The sequence below is a fragment of the Streptomyces sp. NPDC029296 genome (assembly GCF_055569255.1).
Genome location: NZ_JBVHXT010000058.1, coordinates 1 through 24,711, shown reverse-complemented (window position 1 = coordinate 24,711; position 24,711 = coordinate 1). Strand labels below are relative to the sequence as shown.

Annotated in this window: 24 protein-coding genes and 1 riboswitch; of the genes, 7 read left to right on the top strand and 17 right to left on the bottom strand. The window is 73.4% G+C overall.

The genetic code is table 11. From position 1 onward, the window contains the following. Positions 1-103: 103 nt before the first annotated feature. Genes ACZ4W9_RS36305 through ACZ4W9_RS36295 form a run of 3 tightly spaced genes read right to left on the bottom strand, consistent with a single transcriptional unit; the run spans position 104 to position 1,999 of the window. Positions 104-865, bottom strand: a complete 762-nt coding sequence (locus tag ACZ4W9_RS36305) for a DUF3710 domain-containing protein (RefSeq protein ID WP_467943050.1) — start codon at positions 863-865, stop codon at positions 104-106. A 1-nt stretch (position 866) separates the two neighbouring features. Further along, on the bottom strand, positions 867-1,418 hold the full coding sequence (gene dut, locus ACZ4W9_RS36300) for a dUTP diphosphatase (protein ID WP_467943048.1): 552 nt from the start codon (positions 1,416-1,418) through the stop codon (positions 867-869). Continuing rightward, complete coding sequence (locus ACZ4W9_RS36295) at positions 1,415-1,999, bottom strand: PaaI family thioesterase (RefSeq protein ID WP_467943046.1); 585 nt, start codon at positions 1,997-1,999, stop codon at positions 1,415-1,417. Before ACZ4W9_RS36295 ends, dut begins: the two co-directional genes overlap by 4 nt. A gap of 58 nt (positions 2,000-2,057) precedes the next feature. On the opposite strand from ACZ4W9_RS36295, the gene ACZ4W9_RS36290 reads away from it, so the two are divergent. After that, the gene (locus ACZ4W9_RS36290; protein ID WP_467943044.1) at positions 2,058-2,522 is read left to right on the top strand and encodes a DUF3093 domain-containing protein; all 465 of its coding nucleotides are present in this window, start codon (positions 2,058-2,060) and stop codon (positions 2,520-2,522) included. A 15-nt stretch (positions 2,523-2,537) separates the two neighbouring features. Here ACZ4W9_RS36290 and ACZ4W9_RS36285 read toward each other — a convergent pair whose 3' ends face one another. The 4 genes from ACZ4W9_RS36285 to ACZ4W9_RS36270 form a co-directional block, all read right to left on the bottom strand. Continuing rightward, the gene (locus tag ACZ4W9_RS36285) at positions 2,538-3,470 is read right to left on the bottom strand and encodes a hypothetical protein (RefSeq protein ID WP_467943042.1); all 933 of its coding nucleotides are present in this window, start codon (positions 3,468-3,470) and stop codon (positions 2,538-2,540) included. Positions 3,471-3,483: 13 nt separating this feature from the next. Beyond that, entirely contained in the window at positions 3,484-3,780 is a 297-nt protein-coding gene (locus ACZ4W9_RS36280; protein ID WP_005481602.1) for a DUF4193 domain-containing protein, read from the bottom strand. A 392-nt stretch (positions 3,781-4,172) separates the two neighbouring features. Beyond that, positions 4,173-5,429 (bottom strand): sensor histidine kinase, encoded by a 1,257-nt coding sequence (locus ACZ4W9_RS36275; protein WP_467943040.1) that lies wholly within the window; start codon positions 5,427-5,429, stop codon positions 4,173-4,175. Positions 5,430-5,435: 6 nt separating this feature from the next. Further along, complete coding sequence (locus tag ACZ4W9_RS36270) at positions 5,436-6,089, bottom strand: response regulator transcription factor (RefSeq protein ID WP_007387794.1); 654 nt, start codon at positions 6,087-6,089, stop codon at positions 5,436-5,438. 413 nt (positions 6,090-6,502) lie between these two features. Here ACZ4W9_RS36270 and ACZ4W9_RS36265 point away from each other — a divergent pair, with 413 nt between their 5' ends. Next, entirely contained in the window at positions 6,503-6,676 is a 174-nt protein-coding gene (locus ACZ4W9_RS36265) for a hypothetical protein (RefSeq protein WP_167345744.1), read from the top strand. Positions 6,677-6,800: 124 nt separating this feature from the next. Here ACZ4W9_RS36265 and ACZ4W9_RS36260 read toward each other — a convergent pair whose 3' ends face one another. Then, positions 6,801-7,616 carry an inositol monophosphatase family protein gene (locus ACZ4W9_RS36260; RefSeq protein ID WP_467943037.1) on the bottom strand — a complete coding sequence of 272 codons (816 nt, stop codon included), beginning with the start codon at positions 7,614-7,616 and terminating at the stop codon, positions 6,801-6,803. A gap of 8 nt (positions 7,617-7,624) precedes the next feature. Continuing rightward, on the bottom strand, positions 7,625-8,752 hold the full coding sequence (locus ACZ4W9_RS36255) for a ferrochelatase (protein WP_467943035.1): 1,128 nt from the start codon (positions 8,750-8,752) through the stop codon (positions 7,625-7,627). A gap of 195 nt (positions 8,753-8,947) precedes the next feature. Between ACZ4W9_RS36255 and ACZ4W9_RS36250 the strand changes: the two genes are divergently transcribed. Then, positions 8,948-10,189 carry an MFS transporter gene (locus ACZ4W9_RS36250; RefSeq protein WP_467943033.1) on the top strand — a complete coding sequence of 414 codons (1,242 nt, stop codon included), beginning with the start codon at positions 8,948-8,950 and terminating at the stop codon, positions 10,187-10,189. Next, complete coding sequence (locus tag ACZ4W9_RS36245) at positions 10,149-11,468, top strand: D-arabinono-1,4-lactone oxidase (RefSeq protein WP_467943031.1); 1,320 nt, start codon at positions 10,149-10,151, stop codon at positions 11,466-11,468. The genes ACZ4W9_RS36250 and ACZ4W9_RS36245 overlap by 41 nt, the downstream gene beginning before the upstream one ends. Here the strand turns inward: ACZ4W9_RS36245 and ACZ4W9_RS36240 are convergent. Beyond that, positions 11,392-12,165, bottom strand: coding sequence for a hypothetical protein (locus tag ACZ4W9_RS36240; RefSeq protein WP_467943029.1), 774 nt, complete (start codon positions 12,163-12,165; stop codon positions 11,392-11,394). The genes ACZ4W9_RS36245 and ACZ4W9_RS36240 overlap by 77 nt on opposite strands. A gap of 480 nt (positions 12,166-12,645) precedes the next feature. Between ACZ4W9_RS36240 and sepH the strand changes: the two genes are divergently transcribed. Further along, positions 12,646-13,686: a septation protein SepH gene (gene sepH / locus ACZ4W9_RS36235; RefSeq protein WP_467943027.1), complete on the top strand. Its 1,041-nt coding sequence runs from the start codon at positions 12,646-12,648 to the stop codon at positions 13,684-13,686. 66 nt (positions 13,687-13,752) lie between these two features. Here sepH and ACZ4W9_RS36230 read toward each other — a convergent pair whose 3' ends face one another. Further along, positions 13,753-14,604 carry a sulfurtransferase gene (locus ACZ4W9_RS36230; RefSeq protein WP_467943025.1) on the bottom strand — a complete coding sequence of 284 codons (852 nt, stop codon included), beginning with the start codon at positions 14,602-14,604 and terminating at the stop codon, positions 13,753-13,755. A gap of 316 nt (positions 14,605-14,920) precedes the next feature. Here ACZ4W9_RS36230 and ACZ4W9_RS36225 point away from each other — a divergent pair, with 316 nt between their 5' ends. Beyond that, positions 14,921-15,712: a VOC family protein gene (locus tag ACZ4W9_RS36225; RefSeq protein ID WP_467943023.1), complete on the top strand. Its 792-nt coding sequence runs from the start codon at positions 14,921-14,923 to the stop codon at positions 15,710-15,712. Positions 15,713-15,718: 6 nt separating this feature from the next. Here ACZ4W9_RS36225 and ACZ4W9_RS36220 read toward each other — a convergent pair whose 3' ends face one another. The 4 genes from ACZ4W9_RS36220 to ACZ4W9_RS36205 form a co-directional block, all read right to left on the bottom strand. Then, complete coding sequence (locus ACZ4W9_RS36220) at positions 15,719-16,369, bottom strand: thymidine kinase (protein ID WP_467943020.1); 651 nt, start codon at positions 16,367-16,369, stop codon at positions 15,719-15,721. A 41-nt stretch (positions 16,370-16,410) separates the two neighbouring features. After that, positions 16,411-17,607, bottom strand: coding sequence for an alkaline phosphatase family protein (locus ACZ4W9_RS36215; RefSeq protein ID WP_467943018.1), 1,197 nt, complete (start codon positions 17,605-17,607; stop codon positions 16,411-16,413). Further along, a complete protein-coding gene (locus ACZ4W9_RS36210) occupies positions 17,607-18,194 on the bottom strand; it encodes a DUF5998 family protein (protein ID WP_467943016.1) in 588 nt (195 codons plus the stop codon). Before ACZ4W9_RS36210 ends, ACZ4W9_RS36215 begins: the two co-directional genes overlap by 1 nt. 938 nt (positions 18,195-19,132) lie before the next feature. Then, positions 19,133-21,979: a bifunctional acetate--CoA ligase family protein/GNAT family N-acetyltransferase gene (locus tag ACZ4W9_RS36205; RefSeq protein WP_467943014.1), complete on the bottom strand. Its 2,847-nt coding sequence runs from the start codon at positions 21,977-21,979 to the stop codon at positions 19,133-19,135. A gap of 179 nt (positions 21,980-22,158) precedes the next feature. Between ACZ4W9_RS36205 and ACZ4W9_RS36200 the strand changes: the two genes are divergently transcribed. Then, positions 22,159-22,440, top strand: coding sequence for an HPr family phosphocarrier protein (locus ACZ4W9_RS36200; RefSeq protein ID WP_467943012.1), 282 nt, complete (start codon positions 22,159-22,161; stop codon positions 22,438-22,440). Between the two features lie 200 nt (positions 22,441-22,640). On the opposite strand, the gene ACZ4W9_RS36195 is transcribed toward ACZ4W9_RS36200, so the two are convergent. Next, positions 22,641-23,327 (bottom strand): GntR family transcriptional regulator, encoded by a 687-nt coding sequence (locus tag ACZ4W9_RS36195; protein WP_467943010.1) that lies wholly within the window; start codon positions 23,325-23,327, stop codon positions 22,641-22,643. A gap of 197 nt (positions 23,328-23,524) precedes the next feature. After that, on the bottom strand, positions 23,525-24,280 hold the full coding sequence (locus ACZ4W9_RS36190) for a M23 family metallopeptidase (RefSeq protein ID WP_467943008.1): 756 nt from the start codon (positions 24,278-24,280) through the stop codon (positions 23,525-23,527). 12 nt (positions 24,281-24,292) lie between these two features. Continuing rightward, a riboswitch (cyclic di-AMP (ydaO/yuaA leader) is annotated at positions 24,293-24,445 on the bottom strand. Positions 24,446-24,711: the final 266 nt, after the last annotated feature.

Genomic DNA, 24,711 nt, shown 5'->3' with positions numbered 1-24,711 from the left:
CGGACGACCGGCCCCCGGCACCGAGGAGGCACCCCGACGACGCTTCTCCGCGAAGAACGGGCCGCGCCCTTCGAAGGCACGGCCCGTGTATCCGCTGAGGCCGTCAGCGGACTTCCGTGATCTCCGGACCCCGCTGCAGCTGCCCCATCCCGCCGGAGAAGCGCGAGCTCTCCTCCTGCTGGACACCCTCGGGCACCATCTGCGCGTCGTTCGGCAGCTTCAGGACGATCGGGTCGCGCGGAGCCATCGGGCCCTCGCCGCGGACCACGACCGTGTCGCGGAAGATCTGCTCCAGCAGTCCGGCGGCCTCCGGCTGCACCGCGCCCTGCCCGGAGATCACACCGCGCAGGAACCAGCGCGGGCCGTCCACGCCGACGAACCGGACGACCTGGAAGCCGCCGGTGCCGTCGGGCAGCTGCACCGGCACCCGGGCGCGCAGCTCCCAGCCGAGCGGGCCCTCGACCTCGTCGACGATGCCACCCTGCTGGGTGATGCCGGAGGCGATCTCCTCGCGGACCTCGCCCCAGATGCCCTCGCGCTTGGGCGCGGCGAACGCCTGGAGCTGGACGGCGCTGTCGCGCAGGACGACGGTCGCGGCGACGATGGCGTCACCGGCCACCTCGACCCGCAGCTCCATGCCGTCGACGCCCGGCACGAACAGCCCGCCTAGGTCGACGCGGCCCTCGGCCGGGTCGCGGACCTCGCTGCTGTCCCACGGCCCGTCGGGGCGGGGGCCGGGCTCCAGCCGGAGCCGCTCGCGCCCGCCCTCCTCCTCGTCCGCCTCGGTGTCGACGCTGTCGACGACCTGCTCGGCCTCGCCGGCCGCGTCCTCGGCGGCACCCTTCTTCTTGCGACGTCCGAACACGTCACTGTCCTTCCCGGTCGGATACGACCGAAGCGTATCGATTCCCACCCGTCGGACCGCCTACGGCGGCCTGACCGCTTGTGCCGCTGTCGCCGCCCACCGCGGCATGGCCGCCGGTGGACCCGAAGCCCCCCTCGGCCCGGGCCGAGCCGGGAAGCTCCGCGACCTCCTGGAAGCGGACCCTCTCGACCTGCTGGACGACCAGTTGGGCAATCCGGTCGAAGCGCTCGAACCGCACGCTCTCGCGCGGGTCGAGATTCACCACGATCACCTTGATCTCCCCACGGTACCCGGCGTCAACCGTCCCCGGGGCATTCACGAGGGCGACACCGCAGCGGGCTGCCAGACCGGACCGCGGGTGCACGAACCCCGCGTACCCCTCCGGGAGGGCGATCGACACTCCGGTGGGCAGTACGGCCCGCTCCCCGGGCGCCAGCTCGCACGCCTCGGTGGTGCGCAGATCGGCTCCGGCGTCACCCGGGTGTTCGTACGCCGGCAGCGGAACGTCGGGGTCCACGCGGCGGATCAGCACGTCGAGGGGGCTACGGCTCACGGGTTCACCTCGAAGGCGCGGGTGCGCCGGATCTGGTCCGGGTCGTTCATGGCGGCCTGGATCTCCTCCCGGCGGCCGTGGTCGACGAAGTGGTCCACCTTGACCTCGACGAAGAGGGCGTCGGCGCGGACCGCGACCGGTCCGTCGGGGCCGCCGATACGCCCGGTGGCGGTGCAGTAGATCTTGCGTCCGGCGACGGCGGTGACCTCGGCCGCCAGGAACAGCGTGGCACCCACGGGCACCGGACGCACGAAGTCCGTCTCCAGCCGTCCGGTCACGGCGATGGTGCGCAGCAGCCAGTTCAGCGAGCCGAGGGTCTCGTCCAGGGCCGCCGTGAGCACTCCGCCGTGCGCGAGGCCCGGGGCGCCCTGGTGGGCGGGCCGCACGGTGAACTCGGCGGTCAGCGAGACGCCCTCGCCGGCCCGGGCCTCCAGGTGCAGCCCGTGGGGCTGACCGGGGCCACAGCCGAAGCAGTGTTCGTAGTGGGCGCCGAGGAGTTCCCCGGGCGCGGGCGCGTCGGGGTGCCGTAGGGGCTTGCCCGCGTCGGCGGGAGGCTGAAGAGCTGCGGAACTACCACTCACAGCCGCAGACCTTACCCGCGCATCGGCCGACTACGGATCCCATGCCAAGCTAGGTTTCATGCAGCTCTCCGCCACCCCCTACGAAGAACGTCTCACGGCTCCCCGCTCGTGGTGGGTGATCAGCCTCCTGGTGGGCGTCTCGTTCGCCCTGATCCTGCTGCCGTTCGGCACCCTGCCGCTGCTCGGCGGCCTGGTCGGCGGTACGGCCGCGGCGGCGGTGGTGGCGAGCGCCTACGGCTCCCCGCGCATCCGGGTCGTGGGGGGCTCCCTGATCGCGGGCGAGGCGAAGATCCCGGTGTCGGCGCTGGGCACGGCGGAGGTCCTGGACGCCGAGCAGGCCCGCGCCTGGCGGACGTACAAGGCCGACACCCGGGCCTTCCTGCTGCTGCGCGCCTACATCCCGACGGCGCTGCGCGTGGAGGTCACGGACCCCGAGGACCCGACGCCGTACCTGTACCTGTCGACGCGGGAGCCCGAGAAGCTGGCGGCGGCGATCGACGCGGCCCGCGAGGCCGCCGTCTGAGGCAGGCCCCGGCGCCTACGGGTTCCCGGGGGTCCCCGGCGCCTCGGGAAGTTCCGGCAGTTCCAGCGGATCCGCCGGCCTCTCCAGCGGCGGCAGCTCGGGCAGCTCCTCCCAGGGCACCTGCGTCTTGCGCAGATCGGCCCGGATGCGGGCGGCGAGCTTTCTGGTCTCCCGGCGGTTCATGACCGCCCCGACCGCGGCTCCGACCAGGAACGGCATCAGGTTCGGCAGGTCGCGGACCATCCGCTTCATGATCCGCTGGCGCAGTTCGCGTTTCATGCGGCCGCCGAGGGCCGTGTCGTACGTCGACGGCTTCATCACGTCGATCCCGCGCTCCCCCGACCAGGAGGACAGATACGCGGCGGTACGCGTCTTGAGGCCGCCGGGCGGGCGTACGCCGTAGACCTCGTGCAGTTCGGCGATGAGTTTCAGCTCGATCGCGGCGACCCCGGTGATCTCCGCCGCCAGCTCCGTCGGCATGGCCGGGGGTACCGGCAGCATCGCCGCCGCCCCGACTCCGGCGCCGACCGTGGAGGTGCCGGCCGCCGCGCCCGCCACCAGCTTGTCGGCCAGTTCCTCGGGTCCCAGGCCGGGGAACTGGCGGCGCAGGGCCGCGAGGTCGCGTACGGGGATCCGCGGGGCGATCTCGATGATGCGGTCCGCGAGGTACGTCAGGCCCGCACGGGCCCGGCTGCCGCCCCTGCGGGCGCCTTCCCGGGTCAGGTCCCGGGCCTTCTCGCGGATCACCGCCACCCGGCGCCGGGCGACGGGTGCGGGGTGCTGGGACGGCGCCGGGAGTCCGTCCCGGTCCGCCGCCGGTCCGAGTGGGGCTCCCGTGCCGGGGGAGCCCCGCTCGTCGTCACGCGCGCCGTGCGGGCCGTCGAACGGCCCTGGGTCCGCTTTCCCCAGGGGGAAGCGGCGCTTCCGGGGAGGGGTCGAGCCAGACACGGCCGACCCCTCCTCAGTCGCAGTCGCGGCAGATCGGCTGGCCGTTCTTCTCCCGGGCCAGCTGGCTGCGGTGGTGCACCAGGAAGCAGCTCATGCAGGTGAACTCGTCCTGCTGCTTGGGCAGGACCCGGACGGCCAGTTCCTCGTTGGAAAGGTCCGCGCCGGGCAGTTCGAGGCCCTCTGCGGCCTCGAACTCGTCGACGTCCACGGCGGAGGTGGACTTGTCGTTCCTCCGTGCCTTCAGCTCTTCAAGGCTGTCCGAGTCGACGTCGTCGTCGGTCTTGCGTGGAGTGTCGTAATCGGTTGCCATATCGCTCTCCCCCTCTGGGTGTCTGCGGTGTCTCCAGCGCACGTAACGCGTGAGAGGCCGGACTTGTGCCCGACCTGAAGCGGAGATTTTGCCTCACATCAAGGTCTGTTACTCAATCGACACCCAATCCGACCCCTCAGGAGTGATCGGCTTGGATGGCGGTGAGGACCGTACACGGTCCGAACGCCGCACCTCAAAGGCGCCTTCCCGTGTACTTCCCGTGATCAAGTGCCCTGAAAACCAGGACATTCCCGTCTTTCCACCCTCCGTCATGATCACTCTGCGTACATGGCCGGAAATCCGCCCGTGTGATCGATCACACAGGAAGACGTCCGTTCGGCCGCCGAGAAATTCCGCGTAGAGCGAACACCGGCCGCGTGTGTCCTCCCGTGTCACATGGGCAGAGTGACACGCATCTCCAGTCCGCCGCCCTCCCGGGGGCGGGCATGGATGTGGCCGCCGTGCGCCCGGGCCACGGACCGGACGATGGACAGGCCGAGGCCCACGCCCTTGTCGGAGCCCGTGCGCTCGGTGCGCAGCCTGCGGAAGGGCTCGAAGAGGTTGTCGATCTCGTACGCCGGCACCACCGGTCCGGTGTTGGAGACCGTCAGCACCGCCTGCCCGTGCTCGACCTCGGTATTCACCTCCACCCATCCTCCCTCCGGCACGTTATAGCGCACCGCGTTCTGCACCAGGTTCAGGGCGATCCGCTCCAGCAGTACGCCGTTGCCCCGCACCACCGCCGGTCTGCGCTCGCCCCGGACCCGCACGCCCTTGGCCTCCGCCTCCGCGTGCACCTGGTCGATGGCCTGCGTGGCGACCTCGGCCAGGTCGACCGGTTTGCGCTCGACGATCTGGTTGTCGCTGCGGGCCAGCAGCAGCAATCCCTCGACCAGCTGTTCGCTGCGCTCGTTGGTGGCCAGCAGGGTCTTGCCGAGCTGCTGGAGCTCCACCGGGGCGTTCGGGTCCGACAGGTGCACCTCGAGGAGCGTGCGGTTGATCGCGAGCGGGGTGCGCAGCTCGTGCGAGGCGTTGCCGACGAAGCGCTGCTGGGCGGTGAAGGCCCGCTGCAGCCGCTCCAGCATGTCGTCGAAGGTGTCCGCCAGCTCCTTCAGCTCGTCGTCGGGGCCGTCCAGCTCGATCCGGCGGGACAGGTCCGAGCCGGCCACCTGGCGGGCGGTGCGGGTGATCCGGCCGAGCGGGGACAGCACGCGGCCGGCCATCGCGTACCCGAACGCGAAGGCGATCACGGCGAGACCCAGCAGGGCCAGCAGGGAGCGGCTGAGCAGATTGTCCAGGGCTCCCTGGCGCTGCTGGTCGACGCAGTGGGCGATCGCCTCGTTGAAGTCCGACAGCGGCAGGCTGGTGGTGTTGATCGCGGTGATCGCGGGGCAGTTGTCGCTGGCGACCCGGATCGACGTGCCGCTCACGATCTTGAACAGCGGCTGGTTGCCGGTGCTGATCGCCTGCGCGGCCAGCAGGTAGATGATCGACAGCAGCAGGATGCCGGCGATCAGGAACATGCCGCCGTACAGCAGCGTCAGCCGTATGCGGATGGTCGGTCGCAGCCACGGGAAGGGGGGCTGCGGCCTCCTGGGGTCCCAGGTGGGCTTCGGCGGCGCCTGGGGAGGCGCGGGTGTCGCGGCCACCGGGGATCAGATCCGGTAGCCGGAGCCGGGAACGGTGACGATGACCGGCGGCTCGCCGAGCTTGCGGCGCAGCGTCATCACCGTCACCCGCACCACGTTCGTGAACGGGTCGGTGTTCTCGTCCCAGGCCTTCTCCAGCAGCTGCTCCGCGGACACGACGGCGCCCTCGCTGCGCATGAGCACCTCCAGCACCGCGAACTCCTTGGGAGCCAGCTGGACCTCCTTGCCGTCGCGGAAGACCTCGCGGCGGTTGGGGTCGAGCTTGATGCCGGCGCGCTCCAGGACCGGCGGCAGGGGCACGCTGGTACGACGGCCGAGGGCCCGCACCCGCGCGATCAGCTCGCTGAACGCGAACGGCTTGGGCAGATAGTCGTCGGCGCCGATCTCCAGGCCCTCGACCCGGTCGCTGACGTCGCCGGAGGCGGTGAGCATCAGCACGCGCGTGGGCATGCCCAGCTCGACGATCCTCCGGCACACGTCGTCGCCGTGCACGAGCGGGAGGTCGCGGTCGAGGACGACCACGTCGTAGTCGTTGACGCCGATGCGCTCCAGGGCGGCCGCACCGTCGTACACGACGTCGACGGCCATGGCCTCCCGGCGCAGTCCGGTGGCCACCGCATCGGCGAGCAGTTGCTCGTCCTCGACGACGAGTACGCGCACGTCGCTTGTCCTTCCTGTGTCCACCCGCGGGGCGCGCCGCGGGCGCGTGCGGGCAGGGGTCTGCGTTGGGGTGTGACCCCCATCCTGCCCTTTTCGGCCATAAGTCGGCTGTAAGGCGGCCTCGGGGCCGAAGGGACTGGAGTTCCGGGGCGGGAATACAAGAATTTCTCCTCCGGTTAGGTTTCCCCGGAGGGGAGCTTGGGGAGGACGGCTTTACATCCCGCGATCACGCTCTGCATGTGCCGCAGCACCATGCGGCACTCCGCCTTCCGCTTCCGCAGAGCGGGCGTGGGTGTCCGGCACCGTCGCCGCCCGGCCGGGCAGCGCTGGGCACCCGCGAGAGACGTGATCGCCCCTTCCATACGGCACACCCCCGTGCCACCGACCCACGACCCAGGACGAGGGGGCGCAGCATGGACGCTTTCACCTCAGGACTTCTGCAGCGCATAAGGGCGACCGAGTCCGACCTTTCGCGGGCTCGTGACGAGGGCGACGACTTCCTCGTCGAAGTGGAGCAGGCGGAACTCGACGACCTGCGACGCCTCGCCGCCGAACACGGTGTGGAGGTCGGCGCGTCACGCGTCTGATCGGCCCGAGCGCGACAAGGGACCCCGGCGAATCCAGCGCCGGGGTCCCTTCGCGTGCGGCCGGCGGTGTCCCGCCGGCCCGCCGCTGCGTCCTGCCGGTGTCCCGGTCAGCCGTGTGTCCCGGTCAGTCGTGCCACGCCCCGAAGTCCTCCAGCAGCCGCTGGAGCGGCTCGAAGACGCCGGGCGTGCCCGCGACCGTCAGCTCCCGCGAGGGCCGCTCACCGGGCCGTCCGCCGGTCAGCGCGCCCGCCTCCCGGGCGATGAGGTCCCCGGCCGCGTAGTCCCACGGGTGCAGACCCCGCTCGTAGTACCCGTCCAGCCGGCCGCAGGCCACGTCGCACAGGTCGACGGCCGCCGAGCCGCCGCGCCGGATGTCCCGCAGCAGCGGGATCAGCCGGGCGGCCACCTCGGCCTGGTGGGTGCGGACCTCGGCGACGTAGTTGAAACCGGTGGAGACCAGGGCCTGGTCCAGCGGGGGCGCGGGCCGGCAGGCGAGCGCCCGTTCGCCCTCCCACGCGCCCGTGGCCCACGCGCCGCCGCCCCGCACGGCGTGGTAGGTCTCGCCGCGCATGGGTGCCGCGACGACCCCGACGACGGTCCGGCCGTCCTGCTCGGCGGCGATGGACACCGCCCAGGTCGGCAGCCCGTACAGGTAGTTGACCGTGCCGTCCAGCGGGTCGATCACCCAGCGGACGCCGCTCGTGCCCTCGGCCGAGGCGCCCTCCTCGCCGAGGAATCCGTCGTCGGGGCGCCGGCCGGAGATCAGGTCGGTGATCAGCTTCTCGGCCGCGATGTCCATCTCGGTGACGACGTCGATGGGGCTGGACTTCGTCCGGGCCACGGCCAGGTCGCTCGGGCGGCCGTCGCGCAGCAGTTCGCCGGCCCGGCGGGCGGCCTCCCGGGCGAGTGCGAGCAGGTCCCGGTGCAGGGGGTCGGTCACGGCTCTCCTCACGCGTAGGGGCTGTCGGCGCCCGCGGCGGCGGGGCGGGGGGCGCGGGCCGGGCAGCAGCCGACCGGGCACAGGTCGTGGCTCGGGCCGAGGGCCCCCAGGGCACAGGGGGCGACCTCCCGGCCGCGCTCGGCGGCGGCCCGCTCCAGGATCAGCTCGCGGACGGCGGCGGCGAACCGCGGGTCGGCGCCGACGGTGGCCGCGCGGCGCACGGGCAGGCCCAGTTCCTCGGCCTTGGCCTTCGCCTCGGTGTCGAGGTCGTAGAGGACCTCCATGTGGTCGGAGACGAAGCCGATGGGGGCCATGACCACGGCGGGGACGCCGGCCGCGTGCCGCTCCTCCAGGTGGTCGCAGATGTCGGGCTCCAGCCACGGGATGTGCGGGGCGCCCGAACGGGACTGGTAGACGAGCTGCCAGGGGTGGTCGACGCCGGTGCGCTCGCGGACGGCGCCGGCGATCAGCCGGGCCACGTCCAGGTGCTGGGCGACGTAGGCACCGCCGTCGCCGTGGGACTCCACGGGGCCGGAGGTGTCGGCGGCGGAGAGGGGGATGGAGTGGGTGGTGAAGGCGATGTGGGCACCCGCGCGGACGTCCTCGGGCAGGTCGGCGAGGGCGCGCAGCACGCCGTCGATCATGGGCTCGACGAAGCCGGGGTGGTTGAAGTAGTGCCGCAGCTTGTCGACGGCCGGCGGTTCCAGGCCCTCGGCCCGCAGGGCGTCCAGCGCGTCGGCGAGGTTCTCCCGGTACTGGCGGCAGCCGGAGTAGGAGGCGTAGGCGCTGGTGGCGAGGACCAGGACGCGGCGGCGGCCGTCGGCCGCCATCTCCCGCAGGGTGTCGGTCAGATACGGCGCCCAGTTGCGGTTGCCCCAGTAGACGGGCAGGTCCAGGCCGTGCGCGGCGAAGTCCTCGCGCAGGGCCCGGAGCAGGGCGCGGTTCTGGTCGTTGATGGGGCTGACCCCGCCAAAAAGGAAGTAGTGCTGCCCCACTTCCTTGAGGCGTTCCTTGGGGATGCCGCGCCCGCGCGTGACGTTCTCCAGGAACGGGACCACGTCGTCCGGGCCTTCGGGGCCGCCGAAGGAGAGCAGGAGCAGGGCGTCGTACGGGGTGGCATCGAGCGCGTCTGGCATGAGTCGATCCTGCCACCCGGCACCGACAGCCGGACAACAGCGGGGTGACGAGTCGGACCGGCACCGTTTCGGGCGATTTGCCCGGGAGCCCATACTGGCGTTTTCCGGACTGTCGCCGCCGAGTCGATTAGGGTGCCCTTACTTGTAAGCTGTATCGGCGATATTCGCGCCTTACCGAGCCGCTTCGGAGACCCCGTGCCCAGCCCTTACAGAGCCTTGTTCGCCGCGCCCGGCACCAAGGCCTTCTCCGCCGCCGGATTCCTCGGCCGGATGCCGCTGTCGATGATGGGCATCGGCGTGGTCACGATGGTCTCCCAGGTCACCGGGCGGTACGGCCTCGCCGGCGCCCTGTCGGCCACCCTGGCGCTGTCCGCCGCCGCCGTCGGGCCGCGCGTCTCCCGGCTGGTGGACCGGCACGGACAGCGCCGGGTGCTGCGCCCCGCGACCCTGGTGGCCCTGACCGCGGCGGCCGTGCTGCTGTGCGCGGTCCGCTTCCGGTGGCCGGACTGGGTGCTCTTCGTCTGCGCCGCCGGGACCGGCTCGGTGCCGAGTCTCGGCGCGATGATCCGGGCCCGCTGGGCCGCGCTGTACCGGGGCACGCCCCGGCTGCACACCGCCTACTCGTTCGAGTCGGTGGTGGACGAGGTCTGCTTCATCTTCGGGCCGATCATCTCCATCGGCCTGTCCACGGCCTGGTTCCCGGAGGCGGGCCCGCTGCTGGCGGCCTGCTTCCTCGCGGCCGGCGTCTTCTGGCTGACCGCCCAGCAGGCCACCGAACCGGCGCCGCACCCGCGTGAGGCGCACGACGGCGGCAGCGCCCTGCGCTCGGTGGGGCTGCGGGTGCTGGTGGCCACCTTCGTGGCGACCGGATCGATCTTCGGCGCCGTGGACGTGGTGACCGTCGCCTTCGCCGACGAACGTGGCCACAAGGGCGCCGCGAGCGTGGTCCTCGCGCTGTACGCGGCCGGTTCCTGTGTGGCCGGCGCGGTCTTCGGGCTGCTGCGCTTCGGCGGGGCGCCGGAACGCCGCTGGCTGCTGGGCGTGGCGGCGATGGCCGTGAGTATGATCCCCCTCCTACTGGTCGGAAACCTGCCGCTTCTGGCCGTGGCGCTGTTCGTTGCGGGGCTGTCCATCGCGCCGACGATGATCACGACGATGTCCCTCATCGAAGAGCACGTACCTCGCGCGCGGCTCACCGAGGGCATGACCTGGGTGAGCACCGGCCTGGCGGTCGGTGTCGCGCTCGGCTCCTCCGCGGCCGGCTGGGCGATCGACGCGGCCGGGGCACGGGCCGGGTACGGGGTTCCGGCCGTGTCCGGGGCCGTCGCGGTCGTGGTCGGTTTCCTGGGGTACCGCCGGCTGCGCAGGCCGCCGGCGGCGGGGCGGGGAGGCACCGTTGAGCAGCACAGCGAGCGGGACGTACGGAACCTGGCGTAACTGGGGCGGCAACGTCTCCGCACGGCCCGCCCGGCAGGTCGCGCCGGCCTCGGCGGAGGAACTGGCCGCGGCGGTGCGCCGGGCACGGGAGGACGGCCTGAAGGTGAAGGCGGTCGGCACCGGGCACTCCTTCACCTCGATCGCCGCCACCGACGGCGTCCTGATACGCCCTCACCTGCTGACGGGCATCCGCGGGATCGACCGGCGGTCCATGACGGTCACGGTGGAGGCGGGCACCCCGCTCAGGAGACTCAACGCCGCCCTCGCGCGCGAGGGGCTGTCGCTCACCAATATGGGCGACATCATGGAGCAGACCGTCTCCGGGGCCACCAGCACCGGCACCCACGGCACGGGCCGCACGTCCGGCTCCCTCGCCGCGCAGATCAGGGGAATCGAACTCGTCACGGCCGACGGTTCGGTCCTCACCTGCTCCGAGCAGGAGAACCCCGACGTCTTCGCCGCCGCCCGGCTGGGCCTCGGCGCCCTGGGCGTCGTCAGCGCGCTCACGTTCGCCGTCGAACCCCTCTTCCTCCTGACCGCGCGGGAGGAACCGATGCCCCTGGAACGGGTCCTGTCCGAGTTCGACCAGCTCTGGGCGGAGAACGAGCACTTCGAGTTCTACTGGTTCCCGCACACCGGAAGCACCAACACCAAGCGCAACAACCGCAGCGCCGGTCCCGAGCGCCCCGTGGGGCGGCTGGCCGGCTGGTTCGAGGACGAGTTCCTCTCCAACGGCGTGTTCCAGGCGGCCCAGTGGGTCGGCCGCGCCGCGCCGGCCACCGTCCCCGGCATCGCGCGCATCTCCAGCAGGGCCCTGTCCGCGCGGACGTACACCGACATCCCCTACAAGGTGTTCACCTCACCGCGCCGGGTGCGCTTCGTGGAGATGGAGTACGCCGTCCCGCGCGCCGCCCTGGTGGAGACCCTGCGCGAGCTGCGGGCCGTGATCGACCGCTCCGGGCTGCGGATCAGCTTCCCGGTGGAGGTGCGCACCGCCCCGGCCGACGACATCACCCTGTCCACCGCCTCCGGCCGGGACAGCGCCTACATCGCCGTGCACATGTTCCGGGGCACGCCCTACCAGGCGTACTTCACCGCCGCCGAGCGGATCTTCACCGCGCACGAGGGGCGCCCGCACTGGGGCAAGGTGCACACGCGGGACGCGGAGTACTTCTCCCGGGCGTATCCGCGCTTCGGCGAGTTCACGGCGCTGCGGGACCGGCTCGACCCGGATCGGCTGTTCCAGAACGACTATCTGCGGAGGGTGCTGGGGGCGTAGCGGGCGTCGTCGCGGACGTGCCGGGCGCGCTGGGCGTGGGGCTCGGGGTGACGGGAACCGACGGGGTGGGCGGGGTGGCCGGGGTGCCGTCCGAGCCGGTGCCCGGCCCGGCGCTCGCCGAGCCGCCGGGCGCCGGCGACGACGTGCCGGGGGCCGTCGCGCCGCCGCCGGCCGGTGTGTGCCGCGGGGACGGCGTGTCCGACGGGGACGGTGTGTCGTGGGACCGGGAACCGGAGGAGTTCCGGCCGGTGACGGCGTCGCTCACGGTCGTGCCCTTGCCGCCGCTGAAGCTGTCGCCGGAGACCAGTTCGTACACCGTGATGCCCGCCATCGTGACTCCGAAGACCAGGGCCGCGGCGACCAGCGGGCGGCGCCGGCTCCTCACCCGCGCGCGGTAGACGGTGCCCTCGGTGAACTCGCCCGGCGCCGATGCCGGCGCCGATGCCGCCCGTTCCCGCGGCCGGGCCGCCACCACCGTCTTCTCCCTCAGCTGCTCCCCGGTCCGCTTGAAGAAGTGCTGGAAGACGGAGCCGCCGCAGGTGGCGAGGACGCTGACGACCCCGGCGCCGAGGATCGTGCCGTACACCCCGAAGTACGAAGCCAGTTTGGCCGCCACGACCGCCGCCAGGGCGCTGCCCGCGACCTGCGGGACGTTCAGATCGATCCGCTTCCGCCCCGTATCGGGTGTCTCACGCATACCCGGACCTTGCCTGCCTTTCCCGTACTTGATCGACATTGACCGACCGACTGCACGAGAAGGGGACGTACGGACGAAACCATTAGTTCCGTTTCTGGCGATTGCGTGAACTTCACCACGTTCATGATCGACAAAACCGGTTGCGAACGGCCAAGTCGCACCCCTTGCGAGAAGTTGGCCAGCGCGCCAATCCACGCACGTGGCCCGAATGGAGTACTGTTGCGAGCCCTGGGTCAGGTCTCCCACCAGGGTGTCCATGACCACGCGGGATCGCCGGGAGGGGACTAGTTGCACAGGGTGACGGAATTGGTCACTTAGCGTGGCGAACAGGTAACCGTGCCATAACGGCGACCCCGGGCCCGCGCCCGACACGCCGGGCAACTCGGCAAGGTTGTGGCAGGCTGCACCCGGGCAGGCCACACTCGACTAGCGGAAGCAGCGACGCACGTGACGTCGGCAGGCACCACCCGGGAGGTCCCCATGCCCGAACTGCGTGTCGTGGCCGTCTCGAATGACGGCACACGGCTGGTGCTGAAGGCTGCCGACTCCACGGAGTACACACTTCCGATCGACGAACGGCTGCGCGCCGCCGTGCGCGGCGACCGGCCGCGTCTCGGCCAGATCGAGATCGAGGTCGAGAGCCATCTGCGCCCGCGCGACATCCAGGCGCGGATACGGGCCGGAGCCACCGCGGAAGAGGTCGCACAGCTCGCCGGCATCCCCGTCGACCGGGTGCGGCGCTTCGAGGGGCCCGTGCTCGCCGAGCGCGCCTTCATGGCCGAGCGCGCCCGCAAGACCCCGGTCCGCCGGCCCGGCGAGAACTCCGGCCCGCTGCTCGGCGAGGCCGTGCAGGAGCGGCTGCTGCTGCGCGGCGCCGACAAGGACACCGTGCAGTGGGACTCCTGGCGCCGCGACGACGGGACCTGGGAGGTACTCCTCGTCTACCGGGTCGCGGGCGAACCGCACTCGGCGAGCTGGACGTACGACCCGCCCCGGAGGCTCGTCCAGGCCGTCGACGACGAGGCGCGCTCGCTGATCGGCGAGTCCGACGACCTCGCCGCCCCGGAGCCGAGCTTCCCGTTCGTCCCGCGGATCGCCCGGCTGCCCCGCGAACGCTCGATGGACCGTGCGCTCGAACGGGTGGACCGGGAGCGGCCCGGGCTGCCCGCGCAGCCTTCGGAACCGGCCGAGGAGGGCGCGGGCGAACGCGACTCGCTGACCAGCCTGCTGGAGGCCGTGCCGAGCTTCCGGGGCGACCTCGTCGTTCCGGAGCGCCCGTCGGAGTCAGCCGAGGAGCCCGGTGACGAGCCCGCCGCCGAGGAGCCGCCGGCGCCCGCCGCCTCGGCGGGTTCCGCCTACGCGGACGTCCTCATGCCGCGCTCCGTCGGCAGCCACCGCGACCGGCTCGTCGGCGCGACCGACCGCCAGGCCGAGGCCGACGGCGTCCGCCCCGGCCGCCGTGCCGCCGTGCCGAGCTGGGACGAGATCGTGTTCGGCACCCGCCGCAAGAAGCAGGAGTAGGCGACAAGAAGGCAAGAAAGGGGGGCACGCGCGCGTGCCCCCCCTTTTTTTCCGGCCGGGATGGCGTTATCGCGGGTCCGCGCCGACCGCCACCGGACGCGACGGGTCCGCGGACCACTGCGACCAGGAACCGACGTACAGGGCCGCCGGGATGCCCGCCACGGCCAGCGCGAGCACCTCGTGGGCGGCGGAGACGCCCGAGCCGCAGTACACGCCCACCTCGGTGTCCCCGGAGACCCCGAGGGCCTTGAACCGGTCCCTCAGCTCCGCCGCGGGCAGGAAACGGCCGTCGGGGCCCACGTTCTCCGTCGTCGGCGCCGACACGGCGCCCGGGATGTGCCCGCCGACCCGGTCGATCGGTTCCACCTCGCCCCGGTACCGCTCCCCCGCGCGGGCGTCCAGCAGCACACCCGTGCGGGCCAGCGCCGCGGCCCCGTCCGCGTCCAGCAGCCCCCCGGCCGCCGGCACCGGGACGAAGTCGCCCTCGGCCGGGACCGGCACCTCGGTCGACAGCTCACCCCGCCAGGACGGCAACCCGCCGTCGAGGACCCGCACGTCCGGGTGACCCGTCCAGCGCAGCAGCCACCACGCGCGCGCCGCCGCCCAGCCCTGCCCGCCGTCGTACACGACGACCGGCCGGGCCGCCGACACGCCCGCGCGGCGCATCGCGGCGCCGAACTCCGCGAGGTCGGGCAGCGGGTGCCGGCCCCCCGCGCCCGGCGCGCCGGCCAGCTCCCGGTCCAGGTCGACGAAGACCGCGCCGGGGAGGTGCCCGGCCGCGTACTCGGCCCGGCCGTCAAAGGCCGGCGCCCCGGCCGCCCGGGCCAGGCTGAGCTGCCAGCGGACGTCCAGAAGTAGGGGCGGGTTGTCGCCGGCCAGCGCGGGTGCCAGGTCGGATGCGGTGATGATGACTGTCATGGCGTCCATCCATACGCCAGGGGTGGCCGCGGCGTCCAGGTCCGGCTACTCTGCTCGGCCGGACAGGCTCGATCACAGGGCGTACGGGATCGGGCACGTGGTGTACAAACGGCGGACACCCCTCGGCCATCGCCGAGAAGCGGTGAAAGACGGCGGATCGGGCATCCTCTCGTGGGTACGGCGAGCGGCGCGGTACGACCCCGCGGCACCCGGTGGATGCGGGAGCGGCACGGGCGCACGCGCCGACGGCGTGGACGCCCCTTCCGGACAGCGGAAGCGACACGGCCACCGCGAGGGGCCGGGGAGAGAGTGATCGATGACCGAGGCACGGGAGCCGGCCGGTCCGCACGCGCGGCGTCTGCCCGGCACACCCTGCTGGGTGAGCCTGATGGTGCACGGGCTGGAGGCCACCGAGAAGTTCTACGGCGAGTTGTTCGGCTGGGAGTTCCGGCCGGGTCCGCGGCAGCTCGGCCCGTATGTGCGGGCGCTGCTCGACGGGCGGGAGGTGGCGGGCATGGGCCGGCTGCCGACGGACCGCCGGCTGCCGGTCGCCTGGACGCCCTACCTCGCCTCGGACGACGTGAACCGCACGGCAGACACGGTGCGGCTGTGCGGCGGCACGGTGGCCGTCGGCCCGCTGGACGCCGCCGAGGCCGGGCGGATGGCGATCGTCTCCGACCCCTCCGGGGCGGTGTTCGGGATCTGGCAGGGCGCCGCGCATTCCGGAACGGCGGTCACCGGCGTGCCCGGCACCCCGGTGTGGAACGAACTGCTCACCTTCGAGACGGAAAGCGTCGCGAAGTTCTACAAGAGCGTCTTCCGCTACGAGGAGGAACCGGCGGCCTCCGCCGGCGTCGACGCGCTGACCCTGCTGCTGGACGGCCGTCCGGTGGCCGGGCTGCGCGGAGTGGGCCAGGGGCTGCCCCCGGGCCGCGGGCCGCACTGGCGGACCTGTTTCCAGGTCGCCGACCTCGACGCGGCGCTGCGGCAGGTCGCCGGGCTGGGCGGCCGGGTGCTGGCACCTGCGCACGACGGCCCGCGCGGGCGGATGGCGACGGTGGCGGACCCGGAGGGCGCGGAGTTCTCCGTCGTCCAGGATCCGCGCTGAGATCTCTCAGGACGCCGGGACGGGCAGCACGTCCGGGGACAGGGCCGCCGCCCGGGCCGTGGCGGCGGTCATCCGGCGCCGGTGGTGACGGCGGCACAGCACCTCGTAGCCGACCTCGCCCCCGGTCTGGTTGACGTCGCCGACGACCACCTGGGCGCCCTCGACCACCATCTCGCCGTCGATCGTCCGGGCGTTGTGCGTGGCCCGGGCGCCGCACCAGCACAGCGCCTCCACTTGGAGCACCTCGATCCGGTCGGCCAGCTCCACCAGCCGCTGCGAGCCGGGGAACAGCTTGGAGCGGAAGTCGGTGGTGATGCCGAAGGCGAAGACGTCCAGACCGAGATCGTCCACCACGCGCGCGAGCTGGTCGATCTGCTCGGGCGCGAGGAACTGCGCCTCGTCCGCGATCACGTAGTCGGCCCGGCCGCCCTGGGAGAGGTGGTCCACGAGGTACGCGTACAGGTCCTGGCCGTCCTCGACCTCCACCGCGTCGGTGACCAGGCCCAGCCGGGAGGACAGCTTGCCCTCGCCCGCGCGGTCGTCGCGGGTGAAGATCATGCCCGCCAGACCGCGCGCGGACCGGTTGTGCTCGATCTGCAGAGCCAGCGTCGACTTCCCGCAGTCCATCGTTCCGGAGAAGAACACCAGCTCGGGCATGAGGGGTTGAGCACCTTTCGGCGAAGAGGGAGGGCGGGGGGTCAGGAGCGTACTTCGAGCAGCGGGACGAGCTGTTCCGCCGGGGTCATCGAGCCGTGGTTGCCGACCAGCGCCGACTCCTTGGGCTCCCGCTCGGAGGCGATGATCAGCACGTCGTCGTGCGCGGCGGCGACCACGTCCCCGATCCGCGGGTACACGCGCTCGTCGCATTCGCCGGGCCGCCCGAACCAGCCCGCCGCGATCGCCTCGTCGCGCGACGCCACCCAGAACTGCTCCCCGAGCACCTCGCGCCACACGGTGAGCACGTCGTTCCCGGCGCCCGGGACCGCGTACACGTGCCGGGCCCGGCCCTCGCCGCCGAGCAGCGCGACGCCGGCCCGCAGCTCCCAGTCCTCGTCGAAGTCGATGCGGTGCCGCTCGTCGAACGGCACGTCGACCATGCCGTGGTCGGCGGTGACGTAGAGGGCGCTGCGCGGGGGCAGTTGCTCGGCCAGCCGCTGGGCGAGCCGGTCGACGTACATCAGCTGGCCGCGCCAGGTGTCGGAGGCGATGCCGTAGCGGTGTCCCGAGCCGTCCAGCTCGGCGTAGTACGTGTACACCAGCGAGCGGTCGCCCGCGGCCAGCTGCTCGGCCGCGAGGTCCATGCGCTCCTCGCCGGTGAGCCGCCCGTGGAAGGTGCCGCCGCTGAGCGCGACCTTGGTGAGCGGGGTGTGCTCGAAGGCGGGCGAGGTCACCTGGGCGGTGTGCACGCCGGCGTCGTGGGCCAGCTGGAAGACGGTGGGGTACGGCTGCCAGGCGCCCGGTTCGGTGTACGGCTGCCAGCGGAGCTGGTTCATCAGCTCGCCGGTGGCCGGGTTGCGCACCGCGTACCCGGGCAGGCCGTGCGCGCCGGGCGGCAGGCCGGTGCCGACGGAGGCGAGGGAGGCCGCGGTGGTCGCCGGGTAGCCGGCGGTGAGCGGGCGGCCGGTGCCGCCGCGGGAGCTGCCGAGCAGGGAGGTCAGGAAGGGCGCCTCGTCCGGGTGGGCGGCGAGCTGCTCCCAGCCGAGGCCGTCGACCAGGAAGACGCAGACCCGGTCGGCGGGGGTCAGCTCGCCGATCGAGGCGGTCGTGCCGGGGACGCCCAGGCCGGCGGCGAGGGTGGGCAGCAGGTCGGCCAGGGAGCCGCTGCCGTACTCGGGCAGCGGCGCGGTGGCCAGGGCGAGGGGCTCCGGGTGGTCCCAGGCGGAGAGCGAGGACATCAGCGGGTGAGGTCCGCGGTCGCCTCCGAGATGGCCTGCGCGAAGGCGAGCGCCTGGCGCACCGTCTCCGGGCCGTCCCCGGCCTCGCTGACGCGCAGGCTGAGGTCGTCCGCCGTGGAGCTGCCCGTGTAGCCGTGGTCGGCGTCGCAGTTGGGGTCGCCGCAGGCGGCGGGTTCCAGGTCGATGCGGTTGACCGCGCCCCAGCCGATGGTCAGCACGACCTCGCGGGGCAGCGTGCCCGGCGTGTACTGCTCCGGGTTCGCGACCACCCGGCTGACCACGACGGACGAGATCCGGTCGAGCTTCACGGACTCGGTGGAGGTGGTGGCGTAGGGCGTCGGGGAGGTGCCGTCGGCGGCCTGCTCGTCGGTGTGGCTGACGATGAAGCGGTTGCCGGTGAGGACCAGCACGGTGACGTGCCGGCGGACCTCGTTCTGGTCGAACGTCGTCTCCTGGTGGACCAGGTACGACCGGACGGGCTCGCCGCCCACCGCGGCCTCCACCGCCTCGGCCACGAGGGCCGGGTAGTAGCCGCTGCGCTCGATCGCCGCGCGCAGCCCCTGGGTCGTCGTACTGGTCTTGGCCATGGCGTCCATCCTAATCCGTGGGCAAGGGCACTCCGGGCCAGTCGGACGGACCGGGGGCGGGGCGGCCCGCCGCTCCGGGGGCGGGCCGGGGCTCGCGTGCGGGAACCCGGGGACAGGCCCCGGGCGGGGCCGCCCACCGGTCCGGGCGCGGGCCGGGGCTCGCATGCGGGAACCCGGGGGACGGGACCCGGGCGGATCCCCGGCCGGGCGGGAGCGGCCGGGCAAGGGACCGGGCCGGCGAGCCGGTGCTCGCCTGCGGGAACCCGGGGGCCTCGGGCGGGACTCCGGACGGGAGGCGGCGGTCGGGCAGGAGGCGGGGCCGGGGCTCGCGTGCGGGAACCCGGAGGGACGGGACCCGGGCGGATCCCCGGCCGGGCGGGGGCGGCCGGGCAAGGGACCGGGCCGGCGAGCCGGTGCTCGCGTGCGGGAACCCGGGGGCCTCGGGCGGGACTCCGAATGGGCGGCGACGGTCGGGCAGAAAGCGGGGCCGGGGCTCGCGTGCGGGAACCCGGGGGGACGGGACCCGGACGGATCCCCGGCCGGGCGGGAGCGGCCGGGCAAGGGACCGGGCCGGCGAGCCGGAGCTCGCCTGCGGGAACCCGAGGGCCTCGGGCGGGACTCCGAATGGGCGGCGACGGTCGGGCAGAAAGCGGGGCCGGGGCCGCCGGCGTCCCCTCGCAGGCGGTGGCGGTCGGCCGGGGTCCGCCCGGCGCCTGTCGGCGGCCGTGCCGTCTCCTCGGCGGAAGACGGGGCCTGGAGGGTGGCGGGGCACGCGGCGCGGGCCGGGCCGGCGAAGACCGCCTCCGGGCCGGGGCGGCGGGTGAGGCCGCGTCCGGCGGCGGGCCCGAGCCGGGCGGCGTCCCCGCCGGTCGCGTCCCGGTCCCTGCCCTCGGGCCGCGGGCGGCGGGCGGCCGACGTCGACGGGGTCCTGCGCCTCGTCAGTAGGCCGGCATCGTGCGCGGGCCGAGGTCGTCGCGGGCGGGCGGGGGTGCGAGCCGTACCGTGGCGCCGAGGACGCTCGCCCCGTGCGGGGCGACGACGACGGGCTCCAGGGTGACCGCGACCACCTCCGGGTGGTCGTCGACCAGCCGGGACACCCTCAGCAGCAGCTCCTCCAGCGCCGGGGTGTCCACGGGTGTGGAGCCGCGCCAGCCGAACAGCAGCGGCGCGGTGCGGATGGACCGCACCAGCGAGGTCGCCTCCCGGTCGGTGACGGGGATCAGCCGGTGGGCCATGTCCCCGAGCAGTTGTGAGGCGGCGCCGGCCAGGCCGAAGGACAGCACGGCGCCGGCCGCCGGGTCGATCACCGCGCGGACGACGGTGTCCACGCCCCGGGGCGCCATCGCCTGCACCACCGGCCGCAGTTCCTCCGGCCGGCCGAACAGCTCGGTCAACTCGGTGTACGCCCGCAGCAGTTGTTCCTCGTCCGCGAGGTCGAGTCGGACGCCTCCCAGGTCGGCGCGGTGCCTGAGGTGCGGGGCGGTCGCCTTGAGGGCCACCGGGTAGCCGAGCGCGCGGGCGGCCTCCACGGCGGCGTCCGGGCCGGGCGCGGGCAGGGCGCGGCGCACGGGGACGCCGTACCGGCCGAGCAGCTCGCAGGTGTGCTCGGCGGACAGGGTGAGCCCCTCGCCGCGCGCGAGCAGCTCCCCGATCAGCCGGGCGGCGCCCTTCTCGTCGATGTCGTCGAACTCCGGCACCTTTCCGGGGTCGGCCGCCTCCCGCCGCCACTGCCCGTACTTCACGGCCTCGGCGAGCGCCCGCACCGCGCGTTCGGCGGCGGGGTAGGCGGGGATGAGCCGGGTGCCGTCCTCGGGGTGGGCCTGGGGTTCCTCTCCGGGCGCGGGCAGGGGGGCGGGCCGTATGCGCACCGCTTCCGTTCCGACCGTGCCGGGCGCCCTGTCCGCGGCCCCGGGCGCGGTGCTGGTCGCGGCCGACAACGCCTGCGCCAGCCCGCCCAGTTCGACGTGGACCACCAGCACCGGCTTCCCCGGCACCGCCGCCGCGGCCGAGCGCAGCGCCTCCGCCAGCTCCGCGTCCCCCGGCGAGCCTTCCCCGATCGCGGGGATCGCCGTGACGACGACGGCGTCGTTCGTGTCGTCGGCCAGCGCGGCGGCCAGTGCCCGGTGGAAGTCCTCCGCCGTCGCCCCGGTGGTCAGGTCCACCGGCCGGTCCGGCCGCAGCCCCTCCGCCACGCACCGGTCGTACGTCAGCACGCCCAGCGACTCGGAGTTGCCGAGGATGGCCACGCGCGGCCCGGCGGGCAGCGGCTGCCGGGCGAGCAGCAGTCCCGCGTCGACCAGCTCGGTGATCGTGTCGACCCGGATCACCCCGGCCTGCCGCAGCAGCGCGGACACGGTCGCGTGCGGCAGCCGGGTGGCGCGCACGGCGTGCCCCTGCGGGGCGGTGCCGGTGCCCTGCACGACGACCAGGGGCTTCGCCGCGGCCGTCCGCCGGGCGAGCCGGGTGAACTTGCGGGGGTTTCCGATGGACTCCAGGTACATGAGGACGACGTCGGTGTCCGGGTCGTCGTACCAGTACTGGAGGACGTCGTTGCCGGAGACGTCGGCGCGGTTGCCGGCGGACACGAAGGTGGAGACGCCCGTGACCCCGGTCACCCCTCCCCCGCGCCGGTGCAGCCGGGACAGCAGGGCGATGCCGATGGCGCCGGACTGGGCGAAGAGCCCGATGCGGCCGGGGCGGGGCGGTTCGGGGGCGAGCGAGGCGTTCAGCCGGACGCCGTCGGCGGTGTTGATGACGCCGAAGGCGTTGGGGCCGATGAGCCGCATGCCGTAGGCGCGTGCGGCCCGGACGAGCGCGCGCTGCCGTTCGCGCCCCTCGGGTCCGCTCTCGGCGTACCCGGCGGAGAGCACGACCAGCCCCTGGACGCCGTGTTCGCCGCACTCGGCGACCACGGCGGGCACGTGCTCGGCCGGTACGGCGACGACGGCGAGGTCCACGTGCCCGTCGATGTCGCGCACCGAGCGGTGCGCGGGCACCCCGTCGATCTCCTTGAGGTCTTCGGGGAAGGCCTTGTTCACGGCGTGCAGCGGGCCCGGGTAGCCGGCCGCGCGGATGTTGCCGAGGACGCCGCGGCCCACCCCGCCGGGGGCGCGGCCGACGCCGACGACCGCGACCGAGCCGGGTGCGAGGAGCCGCCGTACCGAGCGGGCCTCGGCGCGCTGTTCCCGGGCGTGCTGCACGGCCACGGAGCGGTCGGTGGGTTCGAGGTCCAGTTCCAGGCGTACGACGCCGTCCTCGAAGCTGCGCTTCTGGGTGTAGCCGGCGTCCGTGAACACCTTGATCATCTTGGTGTTGGCGGGCAGCACCTCGGCGGCGAAGCGGCGGATGCCGCGCTCGCGCGCGACGGCCGCGATGTGCTCCAGGAGGGCGGAGGCGACCCCGCGGCCCTGGTGGGCGTCCTGGACCAGGAAGGCGACCTCGGCCTCCTCGGCGGGCGCGGTGGCGGGCAGGCCGTCCGCGCCTATGCGGTCGTAGCGTACGGTGGCGATGAACTCGCCGCCGATGGTGGCCGCCAGTCCCACCCTGTCCACGAAATCGTGATGCGTGAAGCGGTGGACGTCCTTGGCGGACAGGCGCGGGTACGGCGCGAAGAAGCGGTAGTACTTCGACTCGTCCGAGACCTGCTCGTAGAAACTGACCAGGCGGTCGGCGTCATCGACGGTGATGGGCCTGACGCGCGCGGTGCCGCCGTCGCGCAGCACCACGTCCGCCTCCCAGTGGGCGGGGTACTGGTGCCGGTCCTGCCGGTCCGCCGAGGTCTGCATGGGCCCCAGCGTAAGGCTCGCGTACGACAACGGCGCGAGGCAGTCTATGGGGGGCGAATGCCGGACCGGGGCCGCGGTCCGGCGTCGCTCCGGGGCGGGTCCTCAAGGCCTGCTCCGGGCACGCTTCACGGTATGGGAAACTGGTCTAGACAACCCTGAGCACTGAAGGGCAGCAACACATGGCTGAGCGCCGCGTCAACGTCGGCTGGGCCGAGGGTCTCCACGCCCGCCCCGCCTCCCTCTTCGTCCGAGCCGCCACGGCCACAGGCGTCCCGGTGACGATCGCCAAGGCCGGGGGCGACCCCGTCAACGCGGCTTCGATGCTGGCCGTCCTGGGCCTGGGCGCCCAGGGTGGCGAGGAGATCGTCCTCGCCTCCGACGCCGAGGGCGCCGACGCCGCCCTCGACCGTCTGGCGAAGCTGGTCTCCGAGGGCCTGGAGGAACTGCCCGAGACCGTCTGAGCGGAATCGGGAAGCCGCGTCGCCCCTGCCGGGCGGCGCGGCTTTCGCGTACGCGCGGCCCCTTGCGCCCCCGAGGCTTCCCGTCGGCTGAATTCACCGTCGCCGATTGAAGGACGCGACCGATAATTCCCGGCACCGCGAAAGGGCAGCGGAAAACACCCCGCCACCGAATAACCACTTCTTTGTATACGGCGCCCGTGTTAATGCCGCAGACCCGACATGTTTACGGCATGTTGCGAAGTCCTCACACGTTCCCCGGGGCCGGAAAAACGAAGGCGGTGCGCGCCGGTCGCGCGTTCGGCGTGCAGGGCGGTCAGCACCCGCGCGCGTTCGCCGTCCCCGCGCGCCACCGCGTCCACGATCGCCCCGTGCTCGGTCCAGGACTCCACCGGGCTCACCGGCGCCTCCACCGCGTACATCCACGCGATCTTGTGGCGCAGCTGGGTCAGCACCGAGGTGAGCGAGGGGCTGCCGCAGGCCTGGGCCAGCGTCTCGTGGAACCAGCCGCCCAGCGAACGCAGATCCTCGCTGTTGCCCTTCCTGGCCCGCTCCTGGCCCAGCCGGACCAGGCCGCGCAACACCTTCAGATGGGCCTCCGTGCGCCGCTGGGCGGCCCGCGCGGCGCCCAGCGGCTCCAGCAGCGTCCGCATCTCCAGCACGTCGGCGGCCTCCTGCTCGGTCGGCTCGGCCACGCACGCGCCCGCGTGCCGGCGCGTCACCACGAAGCCCTCGGCCTCCAGCGTGCGCAGCGCCTCGCGCACGGGGACGCGCGAGACGCCGTAGCGGCGGGCCAGGACTTCCTCGGTCAGCCGGCTGCCACGCTCGTAGACACCGGCGACGATGTCGTCCCGGACAGCGGTGCACACCGAGTGCGCCGGAATACGCATGACCGACCTCCGCCTTAATCCCCGTGAAACGCCGACGATGAACGCCTGTTCCGTGACTCTATTCCAGTCGGCCGGAATTTCCGATGGCGGGCCGTAATCCATGGATATTTTTTGGACAACGGATGCCGCGGAGAACGTGAAAAACGGCGAAAGCCCCGGCTCGGAGAGCCGGGGCCGCCGGGGAAGGCGCGAGCGCGTCAGATGCGCACGCCGTGCGAGCGGAGGTAGGCGACGGGGTCGATGTCGGAGCCGTAGTCCGGGCTGGTGCGCGCCTCGAAGTGGAGATGCGGGCCGGTGACGTTGCCCGTGGAGCCGGAAAGCCCGATCTGCTGGCCCGGCACGACCTTCTGGCCCACCGTGACGCCGATGGACGACAGGTGCCCGTACTGCGTGTACATGCCGTCGGCCATGCGGATCACGATCTCGTTGCCGTACGCGCCGCCCCAGCCGGTGGAGACGACCGTGCCGGAACCCACCGCGTGCACGGTGGTGCCGCCGGCCGCGTGGAAGTCGATGCCGGTGTGCGAACCGGAGGACCACAGCGAGCTGGAGGCCTGGTAGGCCGTGGAGACGTAGGAGTGCTCGATGGGGGCCACGAAGGCGTTCAGCCGGCGGCGTTCGGCCTCGCGCGCGGCGCGGGCCCTGGCCTCGCGCAGCTCCTCGGCCCGCTCGGCGGCCGCCTTCGCGGCGGCCTCCTCGGCCGCCTTGCGGTCCGCGGCCTGCTGCTGGGCGGTGGCCTGCGCGTCGATCTGCGCGGCGACGTCCTCGGTGGCGGCGAGGACCGGAGTGAGGCCCGTCTGGTCCACGGGGTTGCCGGCGGCGAGCGCCGGGGAGGCGGCGAGGGTGCCGATGACACCGGTGGTGGTCAGGGCCGCGACGCCGGCCGCCTGCGCGGTGGTGCGCTTGACCCGGCCGGGCTTGCGGTGCTTCCCGGTGGCGCACATGAACGCCATGAAGTGGCTGGTCCTTTCCTTCCCTCTCGCCTACCGGGTTAGCTGACGGGTTCGGAGCAGGAAGGTCTCCTACGGGCTCCCTCGCGGTCGCCCGATTCACCCCAGGGACGGTGGGTCCCCGGCTCCCCTGGCTCGCGCCGTACAGGGACTCGGCGATGGCTGTCCGGTGCCGCGGGTGCGGCGCACTGCCTGACGAACAGCCCGGACGACGCTACGGCGGCCCGCTTTCGATCCTCAAACGGATCCGGCTTTTTGTAGCGCATCCCACAGGTCAGACAGGCAACCTCCGCCTCAAAACGGGCATCTGAGGGACCGAGTGGAACAGCGTGGGGGGGGGGGGGGGGGGGGGGGGGGGGGGGGGGGGGAGGGGGGGGGGGGGGGGGGGGGGGGGGGGGGGGAGGGGGGGGGGAGAGAAGGAACAGGGGGGAGGT

What these genes read in the sequence shown, in the direction of transcription:
- sepH (WP_467943027.1), top strand. Translation starts at nt 12,646, where the DNA reads ATGCCCGAACTGCGTGTCGTGGCCGTCTCGAATGACGGCACACGGCTG.
- ACZ4W9_RS36195 (WP_467943010.1), bottom strand. Translation starts at nt 23,327, where the DNA reads ATGCGTATTCCGGCGCACTCGGTGTGCACCGCTGTCCGGGACGACATC.
- ACZ4W9_RS36290 (WP_467943044.1), top strand. Translation starts at nt 2,058, where the DNA reads ATGCAGCTCTCCGCCACCCCCTACGAAGAACGTCTCACGGCTCCCCGC.
- ACZ4W9_RS36280 (WP_005481602.1), bottom strand. Translation starts at nt 3,780, where the DNA reads ATGGCAACCGATTACGACACTCCACGCAAGACCGACGACGACGTCGAC.
- ACZ4W9_RS36200 (WP_467943012.1), top strand. Translation starts at nt 22,159, where the DNA reads ATGGCTGAGCGCCGCGTCAACGTCGGCTGGGCCGAGGGTCTCCACGCC.
- ACZ4W9_RS36205 (WP_467943014.1), bottom strand. Translation starts at nt 21,979, where the DNA reads ATGCAGACCTCGGCGGACCGGCAGGACCGGCACCAGTACCCCGCCCAC.
- ACZ4W9_RS36240 (WP_467943029.1), bottom strand. Translation starts at nt 12,165, where the DNA reads ATGCGTGAGACACCCGATACGGGGCGGAAGCGGATCGATCTGAACGTC.
- ACZ4W9_RS36230 (WP_467943025.1), bottom strand. Translation starts at nt 14,604, where the DNA reads ATGACAGTCATCATCACCGCATCCGACCTGGCACCCGCGCTGGCCGGC.
- ACZ4W9_RS36215 (WP_467943018.1), bottom strand. Translation starts at nt 17,607, where the DNA reads ATGTCCTCGCTCTCCGCCTGGGACCACCCGGAGCCCCTCGCCCTGGCC.
- ACZ4W9_RS36255 (WP_467943035.1), bottom strand. Translation starts at nt 8,752, where the DNA reads ATGCCAGACGCGCTCGATGCCACCCCGTACGACGCCCTGCTCCTGCTC.
- ACZ4W9_RS36220 (WP_467943020.1), bottom strand. Translation starts at nt 16,369, where the DNA reads ATGCCCGAGCTGGTGTTCTTCTCCGGAACGATGGACTGCGGGAAGTCG.
- ACZ4W9_RS36210 (WP_467943016.1), bottom strand. Translation starts at nt 18,194, where the DNA reads ATGGCCAAGACCAGTACGACGACCCAGGGGCTGCGCGCGGCGATCGAG.
- ACZ4W9_RS36190 (WP_467943008.1), bottom strand. Translation starts at nt 24,280, where the DNA reads ATGGCGTTCATGTGCGCCACCGGGAAGCACCGCAAGCCCGGCCGGGTC.
- ACZ4W9_RS36265 (WP_167345744.1), top strand. Translation starts at nt 6,503, where the DNA reads ATGGACGCTTTCACCTCAGGACTTCTGCAGCGCATAAGGGCGACCGAG.
- ACZ4W9_RS36225 (WP_467943023.1), top strand. Translation starts at nt 14,921, where the DNA reads ATGACCGAGGCACGGGAGCCGGCCGGTCCGCACGCGCGGCGTCTGCCC.